The following is a 22,361-nucleotide window of genomic DNA, read 5'->3' as shown; positions in this document are numbered from 1 at the left end:
CGACGAATTGTCACTACAATCCTTCGCAGCGCCGCGGCGATGGCCTGGCGTGACCCTGGGGGGTGCACGGCGTGCCGGTGGCAGCCGGCCCCCAACGTGCGTGGAGGAGTTCATGCCCGCGGGCCCGCTGGAGCCAGGAGACCCTCGTGTGCTCGGATCGTTCCAGGTCGTCGCGCGCCTGGGCGAGGGCGGGCAGGGGATCGTCTACGAGGGGCGGAGCGCGTCCGGCGCCCGCGTGGCGATCAAGGTCCTCAAGGGTGGCACTGATCGTGACACCCGTCGCCGGCTGGCCAGGGAGCTGGAGTCGGCCCAACGGGTGGCTCCCTTCTGCACGGCCCGCGTTCTGGAGGCCGCGCCCGACGGGCCGGTCCCGTATGTGGTGAGCGAGTTCGTCGCGGGCCCATCGCTGCAGGAGCGGGTACGCGCGGGCGGCCCCCTGCGGAACGGCGACCTGGAGCGGCTGGCGGTCGGCACGGCCTGCGCCCTCGCCGCCATCCACGGCGCCGGGGTCGTGCATCGGGACTTCAAACCCGCCAACGTGCTGCTCGGTCCCGACGGACCACGTGTGGTCGACTTCGGCATCGCCCGGCCACTCGACGCCGGCACGGCGCCTTCGACGATGTCGGGCACCCCGCCGTACATGGCGCCCGAGCAGCTCAAAGGAGAACACGGGTCTCCCGCCGCCGACGTTTTCGCCTGGGCCGCGACCATGGTCTACGCCGCGACCGGCCGGGCTCCGTTCGGCAGCGACACCGTCGCCGCCGTCTTCCACCGCATTCTCACCCAGGACCCCGACCTTTCGGGCGTTCCGCAGAGCCTGCGCGAGACCCTGGCCACCTGCCTGTCCAAGGATCCCCGGACACGCCTCTCTGCTCGGTCGCTCCTGATCCGCCTGGTCGACCCCGGGGCCCCCATCGTCACGGTTCCCGACGTCGGTCCGGTCCCCAGCTCGTACGTCCCGCCGAACTGGCCCGCCCTCGGCGCGACCAAAGTGCTCCCGGCCGAGTCCGAGCCCGCGCCCGGCCCGGCACCCCTGCCCGCGGACGGCGCGACGGTGCCGGCTCCCCCTCCAGAGGTGCTTCTTGGCGGCGCCGGCATCCCGGGGCGGGACACCCTCTCCGCGCCGCCGTACGGCGAACGGACCAGCCGTCGGAGGATGCGGCCTGCCATACCGTTGATCGCCGTCACCGTCGCGGCCCTCGCGACAGCCGGTGTGCTGTACGCCAGGGGGGCGATCGGCAACTCGGCCGCGGGCGACGGGGCGACGACACAGGCGGTCCCTGACAGGTCCGCAGGCCGGGAGCCGGCCTCCGGACCGACCTCGACACCGTCCCAGGCCCGGGAGTCGACCCCGGCACCGTCCCCCGCCGGGGCGGGCGGGATTCCCGAAGCCTTCGCGGGGACTTGGACGGGGCAGGTCGTCTCACAGGACGACCGCAAGAGGGGCGTCGATGTCACGGTCACCCTGACGGGCGGGCAGAGCACCGGGACGTGGTCGAACGGCGACTGCGAGCAGCAGGCCACGCTGACCCGCGTGCGGAGCGCCACCGTGCTCGAAATGACGGTGGCGCAGCGGGATCAGTGCGTGGGCGGAGACATGACCCTCACCCTGAAAGATCCCGGGACTCTGGATCTCGTGCGGCAGGAGGGCGCAGGCGCGCTGGAATACCGCGGGAGCCTGCGCCGCTCCTGACCGTTCAGCCGGCGCGCGCGATCTGGAAGGAATATGCCCCGGTCTTCGCCTCGCCCGATCTGACAATCAGCGCATAGCGTCCGTCCCCGCCCGAGAGCGGGATGTCGAACTCGTAGCCGCACAGCGGGAAAGGCTGCCGGGCGCTGGCGACGCTCTTCTCGGCGGCGTCGAACAGCTCCAACTGGATGGCCGTGCACGCCCCCGCGCCACCGAGGACCTTGACAGCTGTGGCGCCGTCCGAGTCGAACTCGAAGCGGTCGACCCGTCCGGGGACGTCCAGCCGCCCGGCCCCGGCGGGGCTGCCCTCACCGATCTTCATGCCGATCGCCGCGGGAAATGTCCGGACCTTCACGGTCGCGATCCGGAAGCTGTACGACCCTATGACGTTCGTGTTCCCCCAGACCTCCAACCGGTGCCCGCCCGCCTTGGTCAGCTTGAAGATCGAGGTGCCGAAGCTCAGCGCGGTGCTGGACGGGCCCAACGGCTCACCGTCGACTTCGGAGAACACCTGTAACTGGATGTCGTCGCCCTGCATGTCAGTGACGTAGAACTCCTTGGCATCGCCCAAGTCCAGGGTGAACTTGTCCTTCTGCCCTGCGCGGGTCAACTCGGCCGAGACCGTGCTGCCGTCGGTAAGGACGCCTCCCGGCTCGACCACAGCCGGGGATCGGCCGTTCTGGCCGGTCTCGGCCTGGGCCGGCGCGCTCTCGGCCTGAGTGGGCGTGCTCTCCCTGGGCGCGGCGGTCGCGCTGCTGGGCACGGGCGCGGGAGCAGTGCCGGCGTCCCTTGCCTCACCGCCTGCGAGGCCGCACCCCGCGAGCGCAACCAGCGTGAGAACGAGGACGGCACCGTACCGTCTCGGTGGGACTCGGCGCACCATAGGGAAATTTGTCATGTCAGCCATTCTTCGGAGCGCACTTACAGGCCGATTGCCCGCAACTATCCCAGCCCGGGGAGGCCGAGGCATGAGTAAGGACGGCCACGGCCCCCACCCCCGCTCCGGGGATGGGGGCCGTTGCCCTGCTGGAGGGAGTTCCCGTGGTGTGGTCTGCGCTTTCCCGCAGGTCAGGCCGCGGGGGTGTGTCCATGAGCCTCCACCGAAAGCTCCTGCCAGTCCTCCCAGGTCTTGAGCCGGTCGGCGTAGACCTGCTGGAGCATCTGGTTGCCCTGGGTGCCGAAGAACACCCGCAGGGGCGGGTCGTCCGAGTCGGCGATCTTGAGGAGTGCCCGGCCCGCGGCGGCCGGGTCGCCCAAGTCGAGCGTCTTCGCGAACGCGGCGAAGCTCTCGCGGAGACCGTCGTAGAGCGGGTGGGCCTCGACCTGGACGGCGCCGGCGATCGCCTCGGTGGCGTAGGAGCCGGGCTCGACCACGGTCACCCTGATGCCGAAGCCGGCGACCTCTTGGGCGAGGGATTCGCTCAGGCCTTCGAGGGCCCACTTGGAGGCGTGGTATCCGCCGCCGAGCGGCATCGCGGAGACGCCGCCGACCGAGGAGATCTGGATGATGTGCCCTGCACCCTGCTCGCGCAGATGGGGCAGCGCAGCCTGGACGACCCACAACACGCCGAACAGGTTGGTCTCCAGCTGGTCGCGCAATTCCCGCTCGGTCAGCTCCTCGACAGCGCCGAACAGGCCGTAGCCCGCGTTGTTCACGATGACGTCGAGACGGCCGAAGTGCTCCTTGGCCCGCTTCACGCTCTCGAAGACGGCGGCCTTGTCGGTCACGTCCAGTTCAAGCGGGAGCACCGCGTCGCCATGGGCGGCGACCAGGTCATCGAGGCTTCCGGTGTTGCGGGCGGTCGCGGCCACCTTGTCGCCGCGGGACAGGGCGGCCTCGACGAAGTTGCGGCCCAAGCCGCGGGAGGAACCGGTGACGAACCAGACCTTGCTCATGATGTCTTTCCGTTCTTTCTGCGATGTCGGCTACAGCAGTGAGGGCTGAGGCGTGGGCCAGTCCGGCCGCGGGCGCGTACAGCGCCGCACGGTCCACGACGATCTGGCTGAGGTCTCCAGGGTCGTGGCGTCGGGGCCGGCTCCGATGCACTCCTTGCTGGTGTTGGCGGATACACCCGAGACGAGACAGCTCGGCGAGATGTGAGATGGACGAATGTGACGTGCGTCTCCCTGTCCCACCGCGGCGCGGACCCACGACGGTGTTCCGTGCCGCTGCCAGGACGTCGCCCCGCTCAGCGGATAGACGGCGGCCCACAACATGTGTGAGGCCGCCGTTCTGCTCCTACTGAGGCCGGACGTTGTGGTTGCCGGCGAACAGATTGCCGGGGTCGTACTGACGCTTGACCGCCGCGAGCCGCCTGTAGGTCTCCGTTGGATAGATCGCGGCGACATCCTCCTCGGTGGCAGAGGCGAGGAAGTTTGCGTAGGCGCCGTTGACGTGAGGTGCGAGTCTCTCCCAGATCGCTTCCAGAGCAGGGCGAGCGGCCTCGACGACCGGCGCCGGGCCCACGGTGGTGGTCACGAACATCAACTCCGCTTGGCGATGCGCATAGGCGGTGGCGTCGTCGGGGACGCGGGATACCGCACCGCCGACGCTGCGGACGGCGATGAACGGCGACCCCTCCGATGCCCCAGCCTCAGCAAGGATCCGAAGGACCTCGGACACCGATGCCTTGTCGGCAAATGCGCTTCGGGTGACAAACTGGATGCCAGGCGGCGGGGCCCCGCCATCCACGAGCGTGTCCGCATAGGGTTTCAGCGCGACATCGTCGTCGATCACCGTGCCGAGCCGGCGGATCGGGTCGATTGCCTCGGCCGCGAGCTCCGGGTCATCGCCGTCGAAGGCGACGTGGATCTCGACCGGCGCTTTGGGTCCGCCGGCGAACGGGTTGGCGAAGTTCGCGATGGATGTGAGCGCTTCGGGGGCGGTGCGGAGGTAGTCCGCCCAACCCTGGAGTACGGTGGCCGCCTCCGATGCCGGAAAGGCGATCTTGCCGTAGAAGACGTCTGTCGTCGGGTGTGCCGCGAACTCGAAGGCGGTCACGATCCCGAAATTGCCGCCGCCACCGCGAATCGCCCAGAACAGCTCCGGGTTCTCCTCCGCGCTCGCCTGCACGACCTCTCCACCGGCCGTGACCACCTCCGCGGTGACCACGTTGTCCAGGGCAAGGCCATACTTTCTGACCTTCCAGCCGATGCCACCGGTCAACGTCAGCCCACCGACACCGACGCTCTTGGTGTCGCCCGAGGAGATCGCCAGGCCGTGCGGGGCCAGCGCGGCCGCGACCTGACCCCAGGTGGCGCCGCCGCCGATCCGCACGAAGTGACGTTGCTTGTCGATGATCTCCACGTTCGCGAGCTCGCTGAGGTCGATCACGACGCCGCCGTCGTTGGTGCCGAAGCCCGGAAAGCCATGGCCGCCGCCTCGTACGGACAGCGAATGCCCTGCGCCGGCGGCGAATCTGACACCTGCTTGCACGTCCCCGACGCTCTTGGGCCGCAGAACGTAGGCCGGACTCCCCGAAGCGAATATCGAGCTGCCGGCCGATTCGTACTCCGCTCCGCCCGGTTCGATGATGTCGCCGCCGAAGTCACGGCGAAGGGTTTCAAGCGCTGAACTCATGATGTTCCTTCCACACTGGAGAATCCGCGTTATCCGAACTGGCCGGGCTGGTAGTCGCCGCCGGGCAGCCGGGTGATGACGCCCAGGCGGTTGTTGGCGTTGATCAGGGCGATGAGCAACACCAGTGCGGCCAGTTGCTCCTCGTCGTAGTACTTGGCGGCATTCGCCCAGGCATCGTCCGTGACACCACCGGCCGCGTCAGCGATGCGGGAGCCCTGCTCCGTCAGCTCCAGGGCGGCGCGCTCGGCATCGGTGAACACCGTGGACTCCCGCCAGGCCGCGACCAGGTTGATGCGCACCGAGGGCTCCCCGGCGTGCGCGAGATCCTTGGTATGCATGTCGGTGCAGAAGCCGCAGCCGTTGATCTGACTGGCGCGGAGCATCACCAGGTCCTGGGTCGCGGTCGGCAGCGTGGACTCCTTGATGATCACCCTGCTCGCCGAGGCGATGTATTTCATGGACTTGGCCGCGAGCGGGCTGCCGGAGAGGTTCAAGCGGGGTTCCAAGACACATCCCTTGTGCTGTTGCGTACTGAACGAACACAAGATGCCGACGACCCGATCCTTGTGACAGCCCGGTTTCGTGACGTACGCCACAGACCGGTGGCTCCACGACGTAACGTCATTCGGCAGCGATTGGCTACCGTCTCGGTGTCACAAAACGGCGCGGCCCGGCGTCTGGTGGGAGTGACAAAGTCGAGAGTGAACAGGAGCCACCCATGGCCGGCACGCCGCAGACCGCGCCCGAAGATCGCGGCGACGCGATGAGCCAGGACGACCGCCCGGACCCCGCCACCGAGGCGTTCCTCGCCCACCGCAACCTGCTGTTCACCGTCGCCTACGAGATGCTCGGCTCGGCCGCCGACGCCGAGGACGTCCTGCAGGAGACCTGGCTGCGGTGGGCGGGAGTCGATCTCGACATCGTGCAGGATCGGCGTGCCTACCTGGTCCGGATCACCACCCGGCAGGCGCTGGGCCGGCTGCGCACGCTCGGCCGGCGCAAGGAGTCCTACGTCGGCCCCTGGTTGCCCGAGCCGCTGCTGACCGCGCCTGATGTGGCCGAGGACGTCGAGCTGGCCGACAGCGTCTCAATGGCGATGCTGCTGGTGCTGGAGACGCTCGGGCCGACCGAGCGGGCGGTGTTCGTGCTGCGCGAGGTGTTCGATCTGGACTACGACGAGATCGCCGAAGCCGTCGACAAGAGCCCGGCCGCGGTACGCCAGATCGCCCATCGGGCACGGGCACACGTCGCCGCGCGCCGCCCGCGCGGGGTGGTTTCCCCGGCCGAGACCCGAGACGCGCTCGAGGCTTTCCAGCGGGCGGTCGAAACGGGCGACCTGCAACGCCTGCTCGACATCCTTGCGCCCGATGTCGTCCTCCTGACTGACGGTGGCGGAATCAAGCGGGCCGCGCTGGCGCCTGTCGTGGGGATCGACAGGGTGGCCGAAGTGCTGGGCAGGATCGCCGAAGCGATGTCGCTGCGGCCGGCGCAGGTCAATGGCTACCCGGCACTGCTTCTCCAGATCGACGGCGAGGTCGACGCCGTCATGGCGGTGCGCATCGACGACGGCCTCATCACCGGGCTCTACGCCGTACGCAATCCCGAGAAGCTGTCGCATCTGGAGAGGGAGACCACCGTGAGCCGCTGAGCCTGGTGAGGCCGGGAACAGCGCTCCCGACGATCTTCTCCGAGCTGCTTTCCGTCCGCATGTCACAGACGGGTGGGCTGTCTCGTCTCGGGTTTCGAAGACAGGTTCTGGGATCGGGAAGGTGATGGTCATGCGGGTGTTCGTGGCCGGTGGGACCGGGGTTTTGGGGCGGCGGCTGGTGCCGCTGCTGGTGGCCCGGGGTCACCAGGTGACGGCTACGACGACGAGCGCGGCCAAGTTGGGCTTGGTGGAGCAGCTGGGCGCCGAGGCGGTCGTGATGGACGGACTGGATGCGGTGTCAGTGGGTGAGGCGGTGGCCAAGGCCCGGCCGGAGGTGATCGTGCACCAGATGACCGCGATTTCCGTGGCGCACGCCGGTAAGCCCGATATGAAGCACATGGATCAGTGGTTCGCCGGCACCAACCGGCTGCGCACCGAGGGGACGGATCACCTGCTGGCCGCCGCGGAGGCGACCGGCGTGACCGACTTCGTCGCGCAAGGCTACGCCGCTTGGAACGGCATCCGTGAGGGCGGCTGGGTGAAGACCGAGCAGGACCCTGTGGACCCGATGACGGGGACGCCGGCGGAGCCTGGGATGACGGCTGTCGGCCATGTCGAGGACGTGGTCGTCAAGGCCGGCGGCGCCGTCCTGCGATACGGCTGGTTCTATGGACCGGGCGCCACCGACGACCTCGTCGAGCCGGTGCGCAAGCGGCAGTTCCCGGTGGTCGGGGGCGGCGCCGGCTACTGCTCGTGGGTGCATCTGGACGACGCGGCGAGCGCTACCGTCCTGGCTGTGGAGCAGCAGGCGAGAGGTGTGTTCAACATCGTCGACGACGAACCGGCCCCGGCCAACCAGTGGCTGCCCTACCTGGCCGCGTGCGCGGGAGCGAAGCGGCCGATGAGGGTCCCCACCTGGCTGGCCCGGCCGCTGGCCGGGCAAGTGGCGGTGACGATGATGACCGAGGGGCGCGGCTTCTCCAACGCCAAGGCCAAGCGGGAGCTCGGCTGGGAGCTGCGCTACCCCTCCTGGCGGCAGGGCTTCAAGGAAGAGCTGGCATGAACCGCGCCGAGGAGTTCGAAGACCTGCGGCCGCTGCTGTTCTCGATCGCCTACCGGATCCTCGGCAGCGTGAGCGAGGCCGAGGACGCGGTCCAGGAGACCTGGCTGCGCTATCAGGCCTCCCCGGCCCAACCCGCCTCAGCCAAGGCCTTCCTCTCGGCTGTGGTCACCCGGATCTCCATCGACGTGCTGCGTTCGGCCCGCGTCCGGCGCGAGGAGTACGTCGGGCCGTGGTTCCCCGAGCCGCTGCTGACCGACCCCTACCAGGACCCGGAGCGCTCGGCGGAGCTGGCCGACTCGCTGTCGATGACGGCCCTGCTTCTGCTCGAACGGCTCAGCCCGCTCGAACGCGCGGTCTTCGTACTGCGCGAGGTGTTCGGGTTCGACTTCGGTGAGGTCGCGTCGGCGGTGGGGCGCTCACAGGCGGCGTGCCGCCAGCTCGCGATGCGGGCGCGCCGCCACATGGACACGGGCCGGCCCCGGTTCGAGGCCGACCGCAAGGAGCGCGAGGAACTCGCCGGGCGATTCTTCGACGCCTTCAGGGAAGGGGACGTCGACGGGCTGCGGGAGTTCCTCGCCGCCGACGTTCACATGGTCAGCGACAGCGGCGGCAAGGCCCCGCAATGGGGTACGGGCATCTTCGGCGCCGGCAACGTGGCCCGGGCGCTCGCCGCCCTCGCCTCGCCGTTCGCCAAGATCGGCGGCGTCGTGGAGCCACACCAGGTGAACGGGCAACCGGGCGCGATCTTCCGCGACAGGAACGGCAAGGTCCTCAACACCTGGACTCTCGACATCCTCGACGGACAGATCCAGGCAATCCGCACGGTACTCAACCCCGACAAGCTCGCGCACGTGGGTCCGGTGGCGGACGCCTGGGCGGTCGTCCGCGAGGCGACCCGGGCCCGCCGGCCCACGAACTGAGGCATGGCCGGATATCGCCGCCCGCATGAACCGCGCGAACGCATCGCGCAAAGCCCACGCGTCGATGACCGGAACGAAGAAAGAGAAAGAAGGAGATCTCAACGGTGATCCTGGTAACCGGTGGCACCGGAAACGTCGGCGCCAACGTCGTCCGGCAACTGCTCGACGCGGGCGAGAAGGTACGTGTCGTCACCCGTAACCCCGACGACCGTTCCTTTCCGGACCAGGTCGAGGTCGTGCCCGGCGACCTGATCCGGCCGGAAACCCTGACGGAAGCGCTGTCCGGCGTCGACCGGGCATTCCTGTTCCCCGTCTTCAACGCCGTCGACGGATTCCTCGAAGCGGCGCGGAAAGCGGGCCTGCGGCATGTCGTGCTGCTGTCCTCATCGACCGTCACGTTTCCCACGCCCGGGTGGATCGGCGAACAACACCTGCGACTGGAACGGGCCGTCGAAGCGTCCGGGTTGCCGTGGACCTTCGTGCGCCCCGACGCGTTCATGACCAACGACCTGGTCTGGGCACCCCAGATCATCAACGGGGGAGTTGTCCGCGGGGTGTACGGCAATGCCGCACTTGCTCCGGTCGACCCGCGCGACATCGCCGCGGTCGCCGTACGCGCCCTGCTCGATCGGCGCGTCGGCGAGGCGTACCTACTCACCGGACCCCAGTCGCTGACCCAGCTCGACCGCGTGCGGATCATCGCGGAGACGATCGGGCGGCCGCTGCGGTTCGAGGAGCAGCCCCGAGAACAATTCCGGGACCAGATGCTCCTCCACGGAATGCCCGCTCCAGTGATCGACGAGCTCATCGATGGGTTCGCCGCGAGGGACGGCAAGACCGCGCAGACGGTCCCGACGGTCAAGGAAGTCACCGGCCGGCCGGCCTTCACCTACGCACAATGGGCCGCCCACCACGCGGCCGACTTCGGCTCGACCCCGGCCTGACGGCCTCGCTCGCCGGTACGACGGCCACGATGTCGGCCGGCAGGTCATACGCCGGGGTGACGGACCGCTCGCGCGGTCCGGTGGTCGTGGCCGTAGGCGGCTACGTAGAGGCCGACTTGAGCTCCAAGCAGAAGCCGAGTTGGCTGTACAGCTCCAGCTGATCGAAGTATTCGCGGTGCGAGATGATCTTTCCGTTCTCGACATGAGCGGCGCATGTGGCGCGTAGGGTGATGCGGCGGCCCGTTCCTTCTACCTCACGCCCATCTGGCAGAAGAACAGGTCCCGTGTGGGTGGCGGTATACGTCCATTCCGTGATGGCCGGGTTGTTGCAATCAGCGACCTCGAACCACGCCGTCGCGTGAAAGTCCGGGAATCCCCTGAAGAGGTGCTCGTAGACCCAGGCGATCTGCTCATGTCCTTCCGCGATGCCTGATGGCGCGATGTAGACAGCGTCCGCACTGTAACAGTCGAGCACTCTCTGCAGGTCGTGAGCGTTGATCGCGTCGGTCAGCCGGTGTTTGAGGTCCCAGTATGTCGTCGACATGGGAGACACCTAAGTGGATCGAGGCAAATATCAATCTTTACGCCCTCACGCTACCCAGCGGAAAGTCAGGCGCCGGTTATCCCTGCGTCAGTTGCGGACCATGGCCGGTCCGGGCTGACCGGGTGCGTGGCGATTTTGCCCAACGTTCGACTGCGCGCCCTCCCAAGGCCAACCGCGATCTCTAGGTTCATCTTGCTGTAGATCAAGCTTAGGGAGACCGGCATGCACAGCCCCCCCGCAGTCCGGGCTCGCGGGATCACGAAGTCCTTCGGTGATGTGATCGCACTCGACGGCCTCGACCTCGACGTGGCGAGCGGGCAGGTCCACGGCCTGGTCGGCCCGAACGGCGCGGGCAAGACGACGCTACTCGGTCTGCTGCTGGGCCTGGCGGTCGCGGACAGCGGCAGCCTCGAGATCCTGGGCACGCCGGTCGGGCGGACGCTCGCCGTCCCCGACGGCGTCGCGGGCTTCGTGGACGGACCCGGGCTCTATCCCTCGCTCACCGCGCGGCAGAACCTCTCGGCCCTGGCCTCGCTGCGCCGGTACGACGCCGGGGGCACCGCCGACGTGGACGACGCGCTGGAGCAGGTCGGGCTCACCGACGTCGCCGACGACCGTGTCCGGGGCTTCTCGCTGGGGATGCGCCAGCGGCTCGGGCTGGCCGCCGCGCTGCTCACCACACCGCGACTGCTCGTGCTCGACGAGCCGGCCAACGGCCTGGACCCCGCCGGCAAGCACCACGTGCACCGCGTCATCACCGGACTGGCCGCGGACGGGACCGCGGTGGTCCTCTCCAGCCACCGGATGGACGACCTCGCCGCGCTGTGCTCCGAGGTCACCATCCTCGCCACCGGGCGGGTCGTCTTCTCCGGGCCGGTGAGCAAGCTCGCCGCCGAGAGTGGCGAGCTCGACTACCGGCTGCTCACCTCCGACCCGGAGGCCGCCCACCGGCTGGCGTCAGAGACGCCCGGGCTCCGCGTCCTGCCCGGCCGCGACCCGGGTCAACGGCCGGACGCCGACGTCGTGGTCCGCGGGCCGGTGACGGCCCTCGACGAGCTGGTCGTACGGCTCGTGCAAGCCGGCGTGGCGCTCCGGGAGCTGGGGCCCGTGGTGGCGCCGCTCGAAGCCGCGTACCTGGCCCTGACCGGGACCGTACCCGCACAGACCGACCGGGAGAACCTGCGATGACCGCGACCGTCACCGAACCCCGGGCCGGCGCCCGGCCGGCGCCCGTGCTGCACGGCTACCGGTTCGAGCTGGTCAAGCTGCTCTCCCAGTGGCGGATCCGCCTGCTGCTGCTCGCCTGCTGGCTCGCCCCCGCGGCCTTCGTGGCCGCGGTGAGCCTGCAGAGCTCGCTACCCACCGACACGGTCTTCGGTCGCTCGATGAACGCGACCGGCTGGGCGGGGTCGCTGGTCGTGCTTGACTTCGCGTGCAGCTGGGCGCTCCCGCTGCTGACGGCGCTGGTCGCCGGCGACGTCTTCGCCGTCGAGGACCGGCTGGGCACCTGGCGCCACCTCCTCGTGGCGGTCCGCTCCCCGCGGCGGATCTTCGTGGCGAAGACCCTTGCCAGCCTCACCGTGATCCTGCTGCTGGCAGCCGGACTGGCCGCTTCGAGCGTCGCGGGGGGCCTGGTCGTGGCCGGCAACCGGCCGCTCATCGGCCTGGACGGCCATCTCCTCGCCCCGGCGGACGCGGCCGGCACGGTCCTGCTCTCGTGGGTCTGCGCGTTGGCGCCGACGCTGGCGTTCGCCGCGGTCGGCCTCCTCGGCTCAATCGCCCTCGGCCGCTCTCCGATGGGGCTGCTGATGCCCCTACTGCTCGCCTTGGCACTGCAGCTCGCACAGCTGCTCCCGCTGCCGGTGGCCTTGCAGCTGGCCCTGCCGAGCCACGCCTTCCTCGCCTGGCGCGGGCTCTTCACCAGCCCGGCGCAGGCGGGCCCCCTCCTCATCGGCCTCGCGGTGAGCCTCGCGTGGGCGGTCCTCGCCACCGCGCTGGCCTACCGCCTGTTCCTGCGGCGCGACTTCACCGACCTCGCGTACGACGGGTCGGGCCGCCGGGTCGTCGTGGCGGCCGGCCTGCCGCTGGCCGTGCTGGTCGCGCTCACCGTCGGCGTGATCGCCGGCGCGACCCCGGCCACGGGCTCGGGGATCGAGAAGGGGAAGCTGCAGGAGTCGCTCGCCACGGCGTACGCCCACCTCTACCGGCTGCAGACGCAGCAGCTCCATCGCCCCGACGTCACCGAGGCCCAGCTGCAGGCCACCGCGTCCTGCGACAAGGGTGGCTCGCGGGTCCTCGACGAGGGACCGGGCAACGACTGGCGCTGCGTCGTCTCCTGGCACCTCCCCGGCGCGACCGCCGTGGGCACCGCCATCTACCAGCTCGACGCCACCGCGGACGGGCGGTACATCGCCGACGGCGACGGACCGAAAGAGGTAAACGGCTACTTCCAGGTGCGAACCCCAGCCGGGGACGCGCCCAACCCCCTGTGGCAGTTCGACGGGAACGTCGACCTGCTCGCCAGCACCCCGAAGGAATGATTCATGCACGTCAAGCGCCAGCGCGTCGCGAAGGACCGTCTCGGGCTCTTCGATCGACGCACCGGTCGCCGGATCCGCCTGGTGGCGGCCGGCACCGCAGCTCTCGCCATCGCCAGCGGGGGCATCGCCTATGCCTCCACCGAGGTGTTCGGCACCAACCTGGTCGGCTCCACCACCAAGGCCGGCCTGCAACTCGCCAGCGACCAGATCATCAAGCCGATCGGTGACCGCCTGCTCGTCGACAACGGCAAGCTGCTTGCCTCGACGATCAGCCCGGACGGCCGCTTCCTCGCGGCGCTCACCAACGACCGGTCGATCGCTCTGACCATCATCGACCTGCAGAACTACAAGGTGCTGCAGCAGGCCGGGACCGCCTCGACCGCCGGTGTGCGCATCACCAGCAACAACGTCGGGCAGGAGGGGCCGTCCTACTCCCCGGACGGCAAGACCCTGTGGTTACCGCAGATCGACGGCTTCAACCGCTTCCCGGTGAACGCCGACGGCACCCTCGGCACCCCGACGTTCGTCACCATCGCCGCGCAGGGCACGAAGAAGGCGCTGCCGGCCCAGGCGGTCTTCTCCGCTGACGGCAAGACCGTGTACGCCGCCGTCAACGGCCAGAACCGCGTCGTGGCGATGGACGCCGCGACCGGCGCGATCCAGCAGAACTGGACCGTGGGCACCGCGCCGCGTGATCTGGCGCTGGTCGGCAACAAGCTCTACGTCAGCAACGAGGGCGGCCGCCCGGCCAAGCCCGGCGAGACGACGATGAACTCCTACGGCACCCAGGTGCCGGCCAACCCGGTCACGGGTGCGACGACCACCGGCACCGTGAGCGTGATCGACGTCGCCAACCCGGCCGCTTCGGTCACCTCCATCGAGGTCGGTCTGCACCCGACCGCCATGCACGCCGCCGGCAGCGCGCTCTTCGTCACCAACACGTTCGACGACTCGGTCTCGGTCATCGACACGTCCAGCGACACGGTCGTCCAGACGATCGCCACCCAGCCGTGGCCGGAGGCCACGGTCGGCTACGCCCCGAACGGCGTGACCCTGACCGAGGACGGCCACCTGCTGGTCACCCTCGGCCGGGCGAACGCGGTCGCCGTCTACCGCTACACCACCCCGCAGGAGCCGGTCAGCTACGTCGGCCTGCTCCCGACGGACTACTACCCGGAGGAGGTGACCACCGTCGGCGGCGACGTGATCGTCACCAACACCCGCGGCATCGGCGAGCGCGGCCCGACGCGCACGATCAACAAGGGACCCGGCACCAACCCGGCCACGGGCCACAACACCCACGACTCGACCGGCTCGCTGCTCCGGTTCAAGCTGCCGGCCGACCGGGAGATCGCCAAGTCCACGGCCACGGTCTTCGCGCAGAACGGCTGGGGCAAGAACGACGTCAAGCAGGCCGAGGGCAACTCCCAGCACGCCGTGGCGGTCCCGAAGCGTCTTGGTGACCCGTCGACCATCAAGCACGTCTTCCTGCTGGTCAAGGAGAACCGCTCCTACGACCAGGTGTTCGGCGACGACTCGCGCGGCAACGGCGACCCGTCGCTGGCGCAGTTCGGGGAGAGGGTCACCCCGAACCAGCATGCTCTCTCGCGTCAGTTCGGCCTCTACGACAACACGTACTCCATCGGCACCAACTCCGCCGAGGGCCACAACTGGCTGATGCAGGCCGACAACCCGGAGTACACCGAGTCCAGCGCCGGCTTGTACCAGCGCAGCTACGACACGGAGGACGACGCGCTGGGCCACCAGCGCACCGGCTTCCTGTGGACCGGGGCCCAGGCCGCCGGCAAGACCGCTCGCAACTTCGGTGAGTTCACCCAGTTCCTGACCGTCCCCGCCGGCTCGTCGTGGCAGAAGTTCTACTGCGACGCCCGGAACATGGAGGCGACCGGCCAGGACACCACCATCAAGACGGACACCCAGTCGCCGATCCCGTCGCTCAACGACATCACGGTGCACCAGTACCCGAAGTACGACACCAACATCCCGGACATCTACCGGTACCAGATCTGGAAGCGTGACTTCGAGGCCAACGGCCCGGCCAACCTCAACATGTTCTGGCTCTCCAGCGACCACACCGGCGGGGCGCCGAACGCGGTCGCCCAGGTCGCCGACAATGACCTGGCCGTCGGCAAGATCGTCGACACCATCTCGCACAGCAAGTATTGGAAGGACTCCGCGATCTTCGTGATCGAGGACGACACCCAGGACGGCGTCGACCACGTCGACGGCGCTCGCGGCCCCGTGCAGATCATCAGCCCCTGGGCCCAGCACGGCAAGGTGGACAGCCGCTACTACACGCAGATCACCATGATCCGCACCATCGAGCAGATCCTCGGGATCCAGCCGATGAACCAGAAGGACAGCGCCGCCACCCCGATGAGCCGCGCCTTCACCGACAAGCCCGACTACACGCCGTTCAACGTGGTGCCCAACCAGGTCCCGCTCACCGACGGTCTGGCCACCCCGCCGGCCTGCGGCAACGACACCCCGGCCGCGACGGGCGCCTCGGCGGCTCCCGCACAGACCACGGCGTCGACCGTGCCCGCCGACAAGCAGCACATCGTCGACGCCTGGACTGCCTGGCAGAAGGAGCAGCACCTCAGCGGGTCGAACGCGATCGCGGACTACGCCAGCCCCGTGCTCATGAACCACTTCACGTGGTACCAGGCGCACAACTGGACCACGCCCTACCCGGGTGAGGACAAGATCTTCACCCCGGACGAGGTGCCCGGTGGCTACATTCCGTCGGCGGAAACCGACGGCTGACCTCCGCACAACCCACACGACGGCCCGCCGGGATCCCGGCGGGCCGTCTCGGTGACGTGACCTGCGGCCATCCACGGCTGCACCAGGCCACGCGCTCCAGATCCGGGCAATTCGGGCAGCCGCCAGCCGGCCGTCCACAAGTGCGTCGTACGGGCCGCGTCCCGGCACCCGCTTCGGTCTCACCGGCGCTCGCCCGTGGGCGCGCTGGCCACCGCCCCCGCGGCCGGCGGCCGGCTGGACCTGCAGATGAATCCCATGTACAAGCCCGGCGAACAGGGACCGGCTCCTGGCGGCGGCAAGGTCAGCGCCTCGCTGTCCGCAGGGGGCTTCACACTCGACAGCATCGCGATGGAGTGGCTGGTCGTCACCCCTGACTCCAAGGTGGCCGTGAAGGGCACCGCGACGCTCAACGGTGAAGACGGATACGGGTTCGTGGCCTACGGTTACGATGACGATCCCGACGCGTTGCGCCTGGTGGTGTGGTCGCTGTCCGAAGGGCCGTACCCACAGGCGAACACCGTCTACGACAACCGGCGCGACGGTCACTACGACCTGGACCTGGCCCAGCCGCAACCTCTCGCGGGCGGCTCGGTTCAGGCGCACATCTGACCTGACGGACGTGGGGCTGGGACACGGCTCCCGGCCCCACGTCCGGCGCCTTCGTGAGGACACATGAACGATCCGGTGGCCGAAGCGTGGGGGAGGATCACCACGTGGCTCGCGCGCTGGGCTCCCCGCACGTCCGACGCGCTCAACCCGCCCGCGACCGCCGAGACGCTCGCACGGGCCGAACGGGAGCTCGGCTTCGCCCTGCCACCCGCCCTGGCAGCCTGGTGGAGGATCAACGACGGCATGCGGCCCAGCCACCAAGGCCACGTCATCCCGGCGTTCAAGCTGTACTCGGTGACCCGCATGCTGGACAGCCGCCGCCTGTGGCTGCGGATCGCCGCCGAGGTGTGGAGCCCGGACGTACGCGAGGCCGGGGAACACAACGTCGCCGGGCAGCCGGCCTGGGCGTTCCTGCCGGAATTCGTGCCCATCGGCTGGGACGGATCGGGCGACGACCTGCTCGCCGACCTCAGGCGCGGCCCGCTGCAGGGGTGCGTCAGGCGCTACAACCACCAGGAAGGAGCTTTGGGCCCGCCGCTCTGGCCCGGCGTCCCGGCCATGCTGGAGGAGGTCGCGCGTGCCCTGGAGCGCGGCAACCCGATCAGGTTTCGCACGCCCGTGGTTCGTGACGGCACGTTGACCTGGGTGATCACGGACGGGCCGCCCGCTCCCGCCTGAGTGTTTCCGCAGTTTCTCCGGTAGGGCCGGGGCGAGGCGGCTCGCCTCCGTTGGCGGGGTCACATTCCCCACGGTTGCTCACCCGCACTGAGCCGACCGGCCACCTCGTCCGCCACGACCAGCGGGGATGCGGTCAGTACAGCTAGTCGGTGACGAGGGTGTTGAGCGTGAGGGTTTCCTCGCCGGGCGGGCCGGCCAGGCGGATGGACAGTTCCCACGCGCCGTTCATGTCGAACAGGTCGCCCTCGGCGACGAAGTGCCCGGCGGCCGTCTTCCTGGCGGTGATCTCGGGCATCGCGTGGCCCATGGTGGGCATCACGGCCGCGACGGTGACGGTGTCGGCCTCGCCCTTGTCCAGTTGTACGTCGATCGTGTTCCGCTCGGCCGTGACGGTAACTGCGTAGCGGGTTCCCGTCGTGGTCACCGGGTCCGCGCCCGAGGTGCGGGCGACGACGAACGCGGCCACCACGACCGCCACGAGCCCGGCGAACACCAGCAGGCCCCTCAGGCCCTTGATCCGCTTCATCGGGGGACCTCCACGGTAAACGGCACGGTGGTGATGCCGCGGTCTGTGGCGTACTGGGCCCAGGCGAAGTAGCGGCCCGGCGCGGGGAAGCCGAACGTGAAGCGCAACCGGCCGCCGGGTTTTCCCATCTCGTGGACGTGGCCGAGGAACTCGCCGTTCTCGGCGCGCACGATGAGGTGACCCGCCATCCCGAGCCACGGCCGCGGTGTCCCGCTCGTGGTCACCTCGACGGTGGCGGCCCGCCCCGCCTGCGGTACGGCGGGCGTCACCGTGACCGCCCCGGCGGCGGCGGCCTGGGGCGCCGGGTCGGACGAGGCGGTGGACTTCGCCGATCCGGTGACCGTGAAAGCGCCGGTGAGGAGCTGGCCGCCGGAGTCGGTGCGTTCGAGCTCGACGTAGGTGAGATAGCGACCGGGGCGGTCGGCGCGCAGCCGTACCTGCAGGCGGCCGGGCGCGGTGCGCAGCGGATGGACGTGGCGGAAGTAGCGGCCGTCCTCGCTGGTGACCACCAGGTGGGCCATGGCTTCGTGGTGGATGGCGAGGTCGTCGACGGGCCGTCCGGTGGCCCCGTCGAACAGTTCCACCTGCGCCACGAACTCCTCGCCCGCGGCCGGGCGGGCCGGGATCGTGGTGACCACCCGCTGTACGTACGGCCTGCCGAGCGCGGAGTCCGTGGGACGCGGCTCGGCGCCGTCCGGCGGCCCGGTGGGCAACCAGGGCTCGAGGACCACGATCAGCGCGGCCACCGCGAGCCCGGCGGCGGCGACCGCGGTCACCACGAACGCCGACCGGCCGCGCCGGTTGAACGCCCCGGTGAGCAGGCCGCCCACCAGGAGCAGACCGGCCACGAACAGGCCGCCGTAGATCAGGAACTCCCACCCGGACCCGCGGTCCACCAGGACCCGGAACGGGATCAGCGCGGTCTCGTCCCCGGCGCTGACGGTCAGCTCGTGCGGTCCGGTCTCCTCCACCCGCAGCTCGGCGGGGCGACCTGAGGCGGCCGTGCCGTGCACGACGCGCCCGTCGGCCACTGACCGGAGCCGCAGGTCCAGCACCGGGGCGGACGGGAACCCGATCACCTCGACGCGCAGCGGCCCCGGCACCCGGGTGGTGGCCTTGATCACCAGGGTCAGCTCCGCGCCCGCGATCGTCTGCGCGATGCGCAGGTCCGCCCCCGCCTTGACGTCGTGCGCCGCCGCGGGCGACGCCAGCATCACCACCAGCAGGCCGACCAGGCAGAGAAGCCGGATCATGCCCGCCGGGCGCCGGACTCGCCGGCCTCCGTGGGCGCCGCGTTCGGGAGGAGCAGGACGCCGAGGGCGAGGCCGATGAGACCGGCCACGACCGGGGCGCCGGTCCACAGTTCGGGTACGGCGGGCAGCCGCCCGGCCATCAGGGAGGCGACCGCGATGTACAGGGACCAGGTGGCGAACGCCGACAGGCCGGCGAAGGCCCAGTAGGCGGCCCGGCGCTCCCGCGAGGGACGCAGCCACTGGTTCAGCAGGTCGCCCACCAGCCCGGCGGCCACGAATGTCAGCAGGATCGGCAGGTTGCGGAAGGCCGTCTGCGCGCCCGGCATCAGGACGCCCACGACGGACAGCACGGTCAGGCTCCCGAACGGCAGGCGCCACCGCCGCTGGAGGAGCAGCACCGGGGCGAGCAGGACCACGTTCGTGATGATCATTGATGCGGCCAGCGCGCCGGCGCCGCCGTCGTCGTTCACGTCGGAGAAGGCCCGGACGACGCCGTTGGCGCTCCACTGCATGGCGTTGCCGTACGACACGAACAGCGACACCAGCGTGGCGCCGAAGCCGAGCCCGATCAGCGCGGGCAGCAGCCGCGACAGCCGGGGCCGGTCCCCGATGTCCGGGGCGTTCCAGGCCGAGCGGAGCGGGGTCGTGATGATGAGCATCATCGTCACGATCAGCCCCAGGTGGGAGGGGCTGAACAGGATGTTGATGGTCTGCTCGATACCCAGCAACGTGTGCCACATCAGGTCGGCGAACCCGAACGCGGCGAACCCCGGGATGGCGAGCAACCCCGCGAGGTACCCGTTCGGCACCGCGGCCAGCCCGCTGCGGCCGGCGCGCACGTTGCGGTAGACCTGCCAGATGATCCACGCCGACACCGCCGCGAACCCCGAGTAGAACGCCGCGTGCCAGGGCGTGAAGAACGTCTCCAGCTGCGCCAGATTGCTGTGCGCCCAAGCGTCGATCATCAGCCCGACACCGAACCAGACGCCGAGTAACGCCATGACCAGGTCCGTCCGAGGGCTCACCCACGTGCGCGCCTCCCCGGAGTCCGCGAGCAGCCGCCGCACCCCAGCATCCACCGCCGCCATCAGCATGCTCCTTCCGTCGATCCGATCCTTCGCGATCGCCGCCGGAAGGGGAACCCGGCTGGCACTCCCCGAGAGGTACGGTTACCCGCACCTCCTCACGCGTTCAGGTACCGCAGCACCGCGAGCACCCGCCGGTGGTCGTGCGCGCTCGCCTCCAGGCCGAGCTTGGCGAAGATGCTCGTGCAGTGCTTCTCCACGGTGCGCTCGGCGATGACCAGCCGCTCGGCGATCGCCATGTTCGTGCGCCCCTCGGCCATCAGCCGCAGCACCGCGCGCTCGCGCTCGGTGAGCAGGCCCAGCGGGTCGCCGGGCTGCCGATGGCGGCCGACGAGCTGCTCGACGACGACCGGGTCCAGCGCGGACCCGCCCGACCCCACCCGGCGGATGGCCGCGGCGAACTCGGCCAGGTCCGACACCCGGTCCTTGAGCAGGTAGCCCACGCCCTCGGTGCGGCCGCCGAGCAGCTCGACCGCGTAGCTCACCCGGACGTGCTGCGACAGCACCAGCACCCCCACCTCCGGATGCCGCTCCCGCAGCGCGACCGCGGCGCGTAGCCCCTCGTCGGTGTGTGTGGGCGGCAGCCGGATGTCGAGCACGGCCACATCGGGCGGGTCCTTTCCCACGTGGGCGAGCAGGTCCTCGGCGTAGTCGACGCACGCCGCCACCGTGAACCCGGACTCTGCCAGCAGCCGGGCCAGGCCCTCACGGAACAGGGTGGAGTCCTCGCAGATCGCTACGCGCACGGCAGGACCACCTTCAGCACGGTTCCCCTCCCTGGTGGGCTGTCGATCGTCAGCTTGCCGCCGTTGGCCTCGGCGCGGTCGGCGAGTCCGGCGAGCCCCGAGCCGCGCGTGAGATCGGCCCCGCCCACGCCGTCGTCGCCCACCTCGGCCACGAGGTGGCCTCCGTCGCGGGTGAGCCGTATCCACGCCTTCGACGCGGAGGCGTGTTTGGTCACGTTGGCCAGGGCCTCGTTGACGATGTAGTAGGTCGCGCTCTCCACGGACTGTGGCAGCGGCTCGTCCAGTGCCAGGTCGCACGTGACGGACACGGGGGAGACCGCGGCCAGCTCCTTGACCGCACCCGACAGGCCGCGTTCGGTCAGCACCGGCGGGTGGATGCCGTGGCTGACCGCGCGCAGGTCGTCCAGCGCGGCCAGCACCGCCGCCTTGGCCTCGCCGATCAGTGGCACAGCCCGCCCTGGGTCGGTGCCGGCCTCGGCCAGCCCGAGCGTCATCGCCACCGACAGCAGCCGCTGCTGCACGCCGTCGTGCAGGTCGCGTTCGATCCTGCGGCGCTCGGCCTCGCCCCACTGCAACATCCGCCGCCGGGAGGCTGCGAGCTGCCGCAGCCGGGCCCGCAGGTCCGCGGTGAGCCGCTCGTTCTCCAGGGCGAGCGCCGCGGCGGCGCACGCGGCCTCGACGAGGAGGGGCTGCTCGAGGAGGGCGGCGTCGTGCACGAGTACGGCGAGCGGCGCCTCGCCCTGGTCGACGCGGGTGACGACCCTGCCCGGCCCCGGGTCCAGGTCGACCGGGCGGCCGTCGGCGTCCACGTAGCGGTCCTGATCCGCCGTCCAATAGCCCACGATCATCCCTGGGTCCCGCAAGGTGGCGGCCAGCTCGTCGCGCAGCGTTTCCCGCCGTTCGCGCCTGCTCAGCCGCACGACGAGGTCGGCCACGCGGCCGTGGTCCATCCGGCTTCGCATGAGGCCGGCCAGGTACGCCAGCGGGACCGCCATGAACGCCCCCAGCATGACGAGCGAGAGCGGGACCTGCAGCGGGTTCGGGCCGAAGAGGCCGGCCACGCGGTCCCCGGCGAAGGTGATCGTGGCGACCACCGAGGCGCCGGTGACCGGCGCGACCGCTCGGCGCTGCGCCACGCTCGCCTGACGCCAGCGTTTGACCGTGAGGGCGAGCACCACGCCGGAGATGAGGACGGTCACCTGCCAGGAGGAGGCGTCGAGCGCGACGGTGAAATGCCGGAGCGGTAGCGGGAGGGGAAGGTACGTGGCGGCCTGGGCCGAGGGCAGCACGAGGGCTGCGACGTACGCCAGGCCGGTCACCACCCGGTAGGACACGAAGCCCAGCCTGCCGGTGGGGAAAGCGAGGAACAGGTGGCAAGCGACCCCCGCCCACATGCCGCACAACGCCAGCGCCCACAGCGGCCCTCCGGGGTGGAGCAGCAGTTGCTGGGGAAGCCAGGCGAGTCCGAGCGCCATCATGAGCGGGCCGACCCGGTTACGCGGGTGCTTCCGCCAGGCCAAGGTCCCGGCCGTGAGGAAGGAGACGCCGACCAACGCGCCGAGCGTCCAGATCGGGCCGTGCCGCCAGATGGGCCCCTGACCGGTCCCGAGAACGTTGACGACCAGCAGCCACGTCCCTGCCGCCGCAGCGGCGAGTAGTGCGGTGGTGCCCCTCGAACGCGTCGCCATCGCCCACCCCTGACGGGATTCTACGGGCGAACCACTCGGAAAGGGCTGGCTACGCCGTCA

The 22,361-nt window shown here is 70.2% G+C and carries 20 protein-coding genes; 10 read left to right on the top strand and 10 right to left on the bottom strand.

Going from position 1 to position 22,361, the window contains the following annotated elements; genetic code table 11:
- Positions 1 to 148: 148 nt before the first annotated feature.
- Positions 149 to 1,693, top strand: a complete 1,545-nt coding sequence (locus tag ACQPWU_RS46520) for a serine/threonine-protein kinase (protein ID WP_433432405.1) — start codon at positions 149 to 151, stop codon at positions 1,691 to 1,693.
- Positions 1,694 to 1,697: 4 nt separating this feature from the next.
- On the opposite strand, the gene ACQPWU_RS46515 is transcribed toward ACQPWU_RS46520, so the two are convergent.
- The 4 genes from ACQPWU_RS46515 to ACQPWU_RS46500 all read right to left on the bottom strand — a co-directional run bounded on the left by ACQPWU_RS46515 (position 1,698) and on the right by ACQPWU_RS46500 (position 5,776).
- Positions 1,698 to 2,453, bottom strand: a complete 756-nt coding sequence (locus ACQPWU_RS46515) for a hypothetical protein (RefSeq protein ID WP_433432402.1) — start codon at positions 2,451 to 2,453, stop codon at positions 1,698 to 1,700.
- A gap of 305 nt (positions 2,454 to 2,758) precedes the next feature.
- Positions 2,759 to 3,586, bottom strand: a complete 828-nt coding sequence (locus ACQPWU_RS46510; protein ID WP_433432400.1) for an SDR family NAD(P)-dependent oxidoreductase — start codon at positions 3,584 to 3,586, stop codon at positions 2,759 to 2,761.
- Positions 3,587 to 3,929: 343 nt separating this feature from the next.
- A complete protein-coding gene (locus ACQPWU_RS46505; protein WP_433432398.1) occupies positions 3,930 to 5,270 on the bottom strand; it encodes an FAD-binding oxidoreductase in 1,341 nt (446 codons plus the stop codon).
- 29 nt (positions 5,271 to 5,299) lie between these two features.
- Positions 5,300 to 5,776, bottom strand: a complete 477-nt coding sequence (locus ACQPWU_RS46500) for a carboxymuconolactone decarboxylase family protein (RefSeq protein ID WP_433432395.1) — start codon at positions 5,774 to 5,776, stop codon at positions 5,300 to 5,302.
- Between the two features lie 212 nt (positions 5,777 to 5,988).
- Here ACQPWU_RS46500 and ACQPWU_RS46495 point away from each other — a divergent pair, with 212 nt between their 5' ends.
- The 4 genes from ACQPWU_RS46495 (at position 5,989) to ACQPWU_RS46480 (ending at position 9,845) form a co-directional block, all read left to right on the top strand.
- The gene (locus ACQPWU_RS46495) at positions 5,989 to 6,918 is read left to right on the top strand and encodes an RNA polymerase sigma-70 factor (RefSeq protein WP_433432393.1); all 930 of its coding nucleotides are present in this window, start codon (positions 5,989 to 5,991) and stop codon (positions 6,916 to 6,918) included.
- Positions 6,919 to 7,048: 130 nt separating this feature from the next.
- Positions 7,049 to 7,981, top strand: coding sequence for an NAD-dependent epimerase/dehydratase family protein (locus tag ACQPWU_RS46490; RefSeq protein WP_433432391.1), 933 nt, complete (start codon positions 7,049 to 7,051; stop codon positions 7,979 to 7,981).
- Positions 7,978 to 8,901, top strand: coding sequence for an RNA polymerase sigma-70 factor (locus ACQPWU_RS46485; RefSeq protein ID WP_433432388.1), 924 nt, complete (start codon positions 7,978 to 7,980; stop codon positions 8,899 to 8,901). Before ACQPWU_RS46490 ends, ACQPWU_RS46485 begins: the two co-directional genes overlap by 4 nt.
- Positions 8,902 to 9,005: 104 nt before the next feature.
- Positions 9,006 to 9,845: an NAD(P)H-binding protein gene (locus ACQPWU_RS46480; RefSeq protein WP_433432386.1), complete on the top strand. Its 840-nt coding sequence runs from the start codon at positions 9,006 to 9,008 to the stop codon at positions 9,843 to 9,845.
- A gap of 100 nt (positions 9,846 to 9,945) precedes the next feature.
- Here the strand turns inward: ACQPWU_RS46480 and ACQPWU_RS46475 are convergent, their stop codons facing one another.
- Complete coding sequence (locus ACQPWU_RS46475) at positions 9,946 to 10,389, bottom strand: ester cyclase (protein ID WP_433432384.1); 444 nt, start codon at positions 10,387 to 10,389, stop codon at positions 9,946 to 9,948.
- Between the two features lie 222 nt (positions 10,390 to 10,611).
- Between ACQPWU_RS46475 and ACQPWU_RS46470 the strand changes: the two genes are divergently transcribed.
- From ACQPWU_RS46470 to ACQPWU_RS46450, 5 genes are all read left to right on the top strand, one after another.
- Positions 10,612 to 11,577: an ATP-binding cassette domain-containing protein gene (locus ACQPWU_RS46470; RefSeq protein WP_433432381.1), complete on the top strand. Its 966-nt coding sequence runs from the start codon at positions 10,612 to 10,614 to the stop codon at positions 11,575 to 11,577.
- Entirely contained in the window at positions 11,574 to 12,929 is a 1,356-nt protein-coding gene (locus tag ACQPWU_RS46465) for an ABC transporter permease (RefSeq protein WP_433432379.1), read from the top strand. The genes ACQPWU_RS46470 and ACQPWU_RS46465 overlap by 4 nt, the downstream gene beginning before the upstream one ends.
- Before the next feature lie 3 nt (positions 12,930 to 12,932).
- Positions 12,933 to 15,716 carry an alkaline phosphatase family protein gene (locus ACQPWU_RS46460; RefSeq protein WP_433432377.1) on the top strand — a complete coding sequence of 928 codons (2,784 nt, stop codon included), beginning with the start codon at positions 12,933 to 12,935 and terminating at the stop codon, positions 15,714 to 15,716.
- 195 nt (positions 15,717 to 15,911) lie between these two features.
- Positions 15,912 to 16,325: a hypothetical protein gene (locus ACQPWU_RS46455; RefSeq protein WP_433432374.1), complete on the top strand. Its 414-nt coding sequence runs from the start codon at positions 15,912 to 15,914 to the stop codon at positions 16,323 to 16,325.
- 63 nt (positions 16,326 to 16,388) lie between these two features.
- A complete protein-coding gene (locus ACQPWU_RS46450; protein ID WP_433432373.1) occupies positions 16,389 to 17,003 on the top strand; it encodes an SMI1/KNR4 family protein in 615 nt (204 codons plus the stop codon).
- Between the two features lie 142 nt (positions 17,004 to 17,145).
- Here the strand turns inward: ACQPWU_RS46450 and ACQPWU_RS46445 are convergent, their stop codons facing one another.
- The 5 genes from ACQPWU_RS46445 to ACQPWU_RS46425 form a co-directional block, all read right to left on the bottom strand.
- Positions 17,146 to 17,529, bottom strand: a complete 384-nt coding sequence (locus ACQPWU_RS46445; RefSeq protein WP_433432371.1) for a hypothetical protein — start codon at positions 17,527 to 17,529, stop codon at positions 17,146 to 17,148.
- The gene (locus ACQPWU_RS46440; protein ID WP_433432368.1) at positions 17,526 to 18,782 is read right to left on the bottom strand and encodes a hypothetical protein; all 1,257 of its coding nucleotides are present in this window, start codon (positions 18,780 to 18,782) and stop codon (positions 17,526 to 17,528) included. The genes ACQPWU_RS46445 and ACQPWU_RS46440 overlap by 4 nt, the downstream gene beginning before the upstream one ends.
- Positions 18,779 to 19,870 carry a hypothetical protein gene (locus tag ACQPWU_RS46435; protein WP_433432365.1) on the bottom strand — a complete coding sequence of 364 codons (1,092 nt, stop codon included), beginning with the start codon at positions 19,868 to 19,870 and terminating at the stop codon, positions 18,779 to 18,781. The genes ACQPWU_RS46440 and ACQPWU_RS46435 overlap by 4 nt, the downstream gene beginning before the upstream one ends.
- A gap of 95 nt (positions 19,871 to 19,965) precedes the next feature.
- On the bottom strand, positions 19,966 to 20,613 hold the full coding sequence (locus ACQPWU_RS46430; RefSeq protein ID WP_433432363.1) for a LuxR C-terminal-related transcriptional regulator: 648 nt from the start codon (positions 20,611 to 20,613) through the stop codon (positions 19,966 to 19,968).
- Positions 20,604 to 22,301 (bottom strand): sensor histidine kinase, encoded by a 1,698-nt coding sequence (locus ACQPWU_RS46425; RefSeq protein ID WP_433432361.1) that lies wholly within the window; start codon positions 22,299 to 22,301, stop codon positions 20,604 to 20,606. Before ACQPWU_RS46425 ends, ACQPWU_RS46430 begins: the two co-directional genes overlap by 10 nt.
- Between the last annotated feature and the right edge of the window lie 60 nt (positions 22,302 to 22,361).

This window comes from Nonomuraea sp. CA-141351, assembly GCF_050944675.1.
Lineage (GTDB): Bacteria > Actinomycetota > Actinomycetes > Streptosporangiales > Streptosporangiaceae > Nonomuraea.
Note: the sequence above shows the minus strand (reverse complement) of the source record. Positions and strands in the feature narration are given on the sequence as shown.

What these genes read in the sequence shown, in the direction of transcription:
- ACQPWU_RS46510 (WP_433432400.1), bottom strand. Translation starts at nt 3,586, where the DNA reads ATGAGCAAGGTCTGGTTCGTCACCGGTTCCTCCCGCGGCTTGGGCCGC.
- ACQPWU_RS46505 (WP_433432398.1), bottom strand. Translation starts at nt 5,270, where the DNA reads ATGAGTTCAGCGCTTGAAACCCTTCGCCGTGACTTCGGCGGCGACATC.
- ACQPWU_RS46495 (WP_433432393.1), top strand. Translation starts at nt 5,989, where the DNA reads ATGGCCGGCACGCCGCAGACCGCGCCCGAAGATCGCGGCGACGCGATG.
- ACQPWU_RS46490 (WP_433432391.1), top strand. Translation starts at nt 7,049, where the DNA reads ATGCGGGTGTTCGTGGCCGGTGGGACCGGGGTTTTGGGGCGGCGGCTG.
- ACQPWU_RS46485 (WP_433432388.1), top strand. Translation starts at nt 7,978, where the DNA reads ATGAACCGCGCCGAGGAGTTCGAAGACCTGCGGCCGCTGCTGTTCTCG.
- ACQPWU_RS46475 (WP_433432384.1), bottom strand. Translation starts at nt 10,389, where the DNA reads ATGTCGACGACATACTGGGACCTCAAACACCGGCTGACCGACGCGATC.
- ACQPWU_RS46470 (WP_433432381.1), top strand. Translation starts at nt 10,612, where the DNA reads ATGCACAGCCCCCCCGCAGTCCGGGCTCGCGGGATCACGAAGTCCTTC.
- ACQPWU_RS46465 (WP_433432379.1), top strand. Translation starts at nt 11,574, where the DNA reads ATGACCGCGACCGTCACCGAACCCCGGGCCGGCGCCCGGCCGGCGCCC.
- ACQPWU_RS46460 (WP_433432377.1), top strand. Translation starts at nt 12,933, where the DNA reads ATGCACGTCAAGCGCCAGCGCGTCGCGAAGGACCGTCTCGGGCTCTTC.
- ACQPWU_RS46450 (WP_433432373.1), top strand. Translation starts at nt 16,389, where the DNA reads ATGAACGATCCGGTGGCCGAAGCGTGGGGGAGGATCACCACGTGGCTC.
- ACQPWU_RS46445 (WP_433432371.1), bottom strand. Translation starts at nt 17,529, where the DNA reads ATGAAGCGGATCAAGGGCCTGAGGGGCCTGCTGGTGTTCGCCGGGCTC.
- ACQPWU_RS46440 (WP_433432368.1), bottom strand. Translation starts at nt 18,782, where the DNA reads ATGATCCGGCTTCTCTGCCTGGTCGGCCTGCTGGTGGTGATGCTGGCG.
- ACQPWU_RS46435 (WP_433432365.1), bottom strand. Translation starts at nt 19,870, where the DNA reads ATGGCGGCGGTGGATGCTGGGGTGCGGCGGCTGCTCGCGGACTCCGGG.
- ACQPWU_RS46425 (WP_433432361.1), bottom strand. Translation starts at nt 22,301, where the DNA reads ATGGCGACGCGTTCGAGGGGCACCACCGCACTACTCGCCGCTGCGGCG.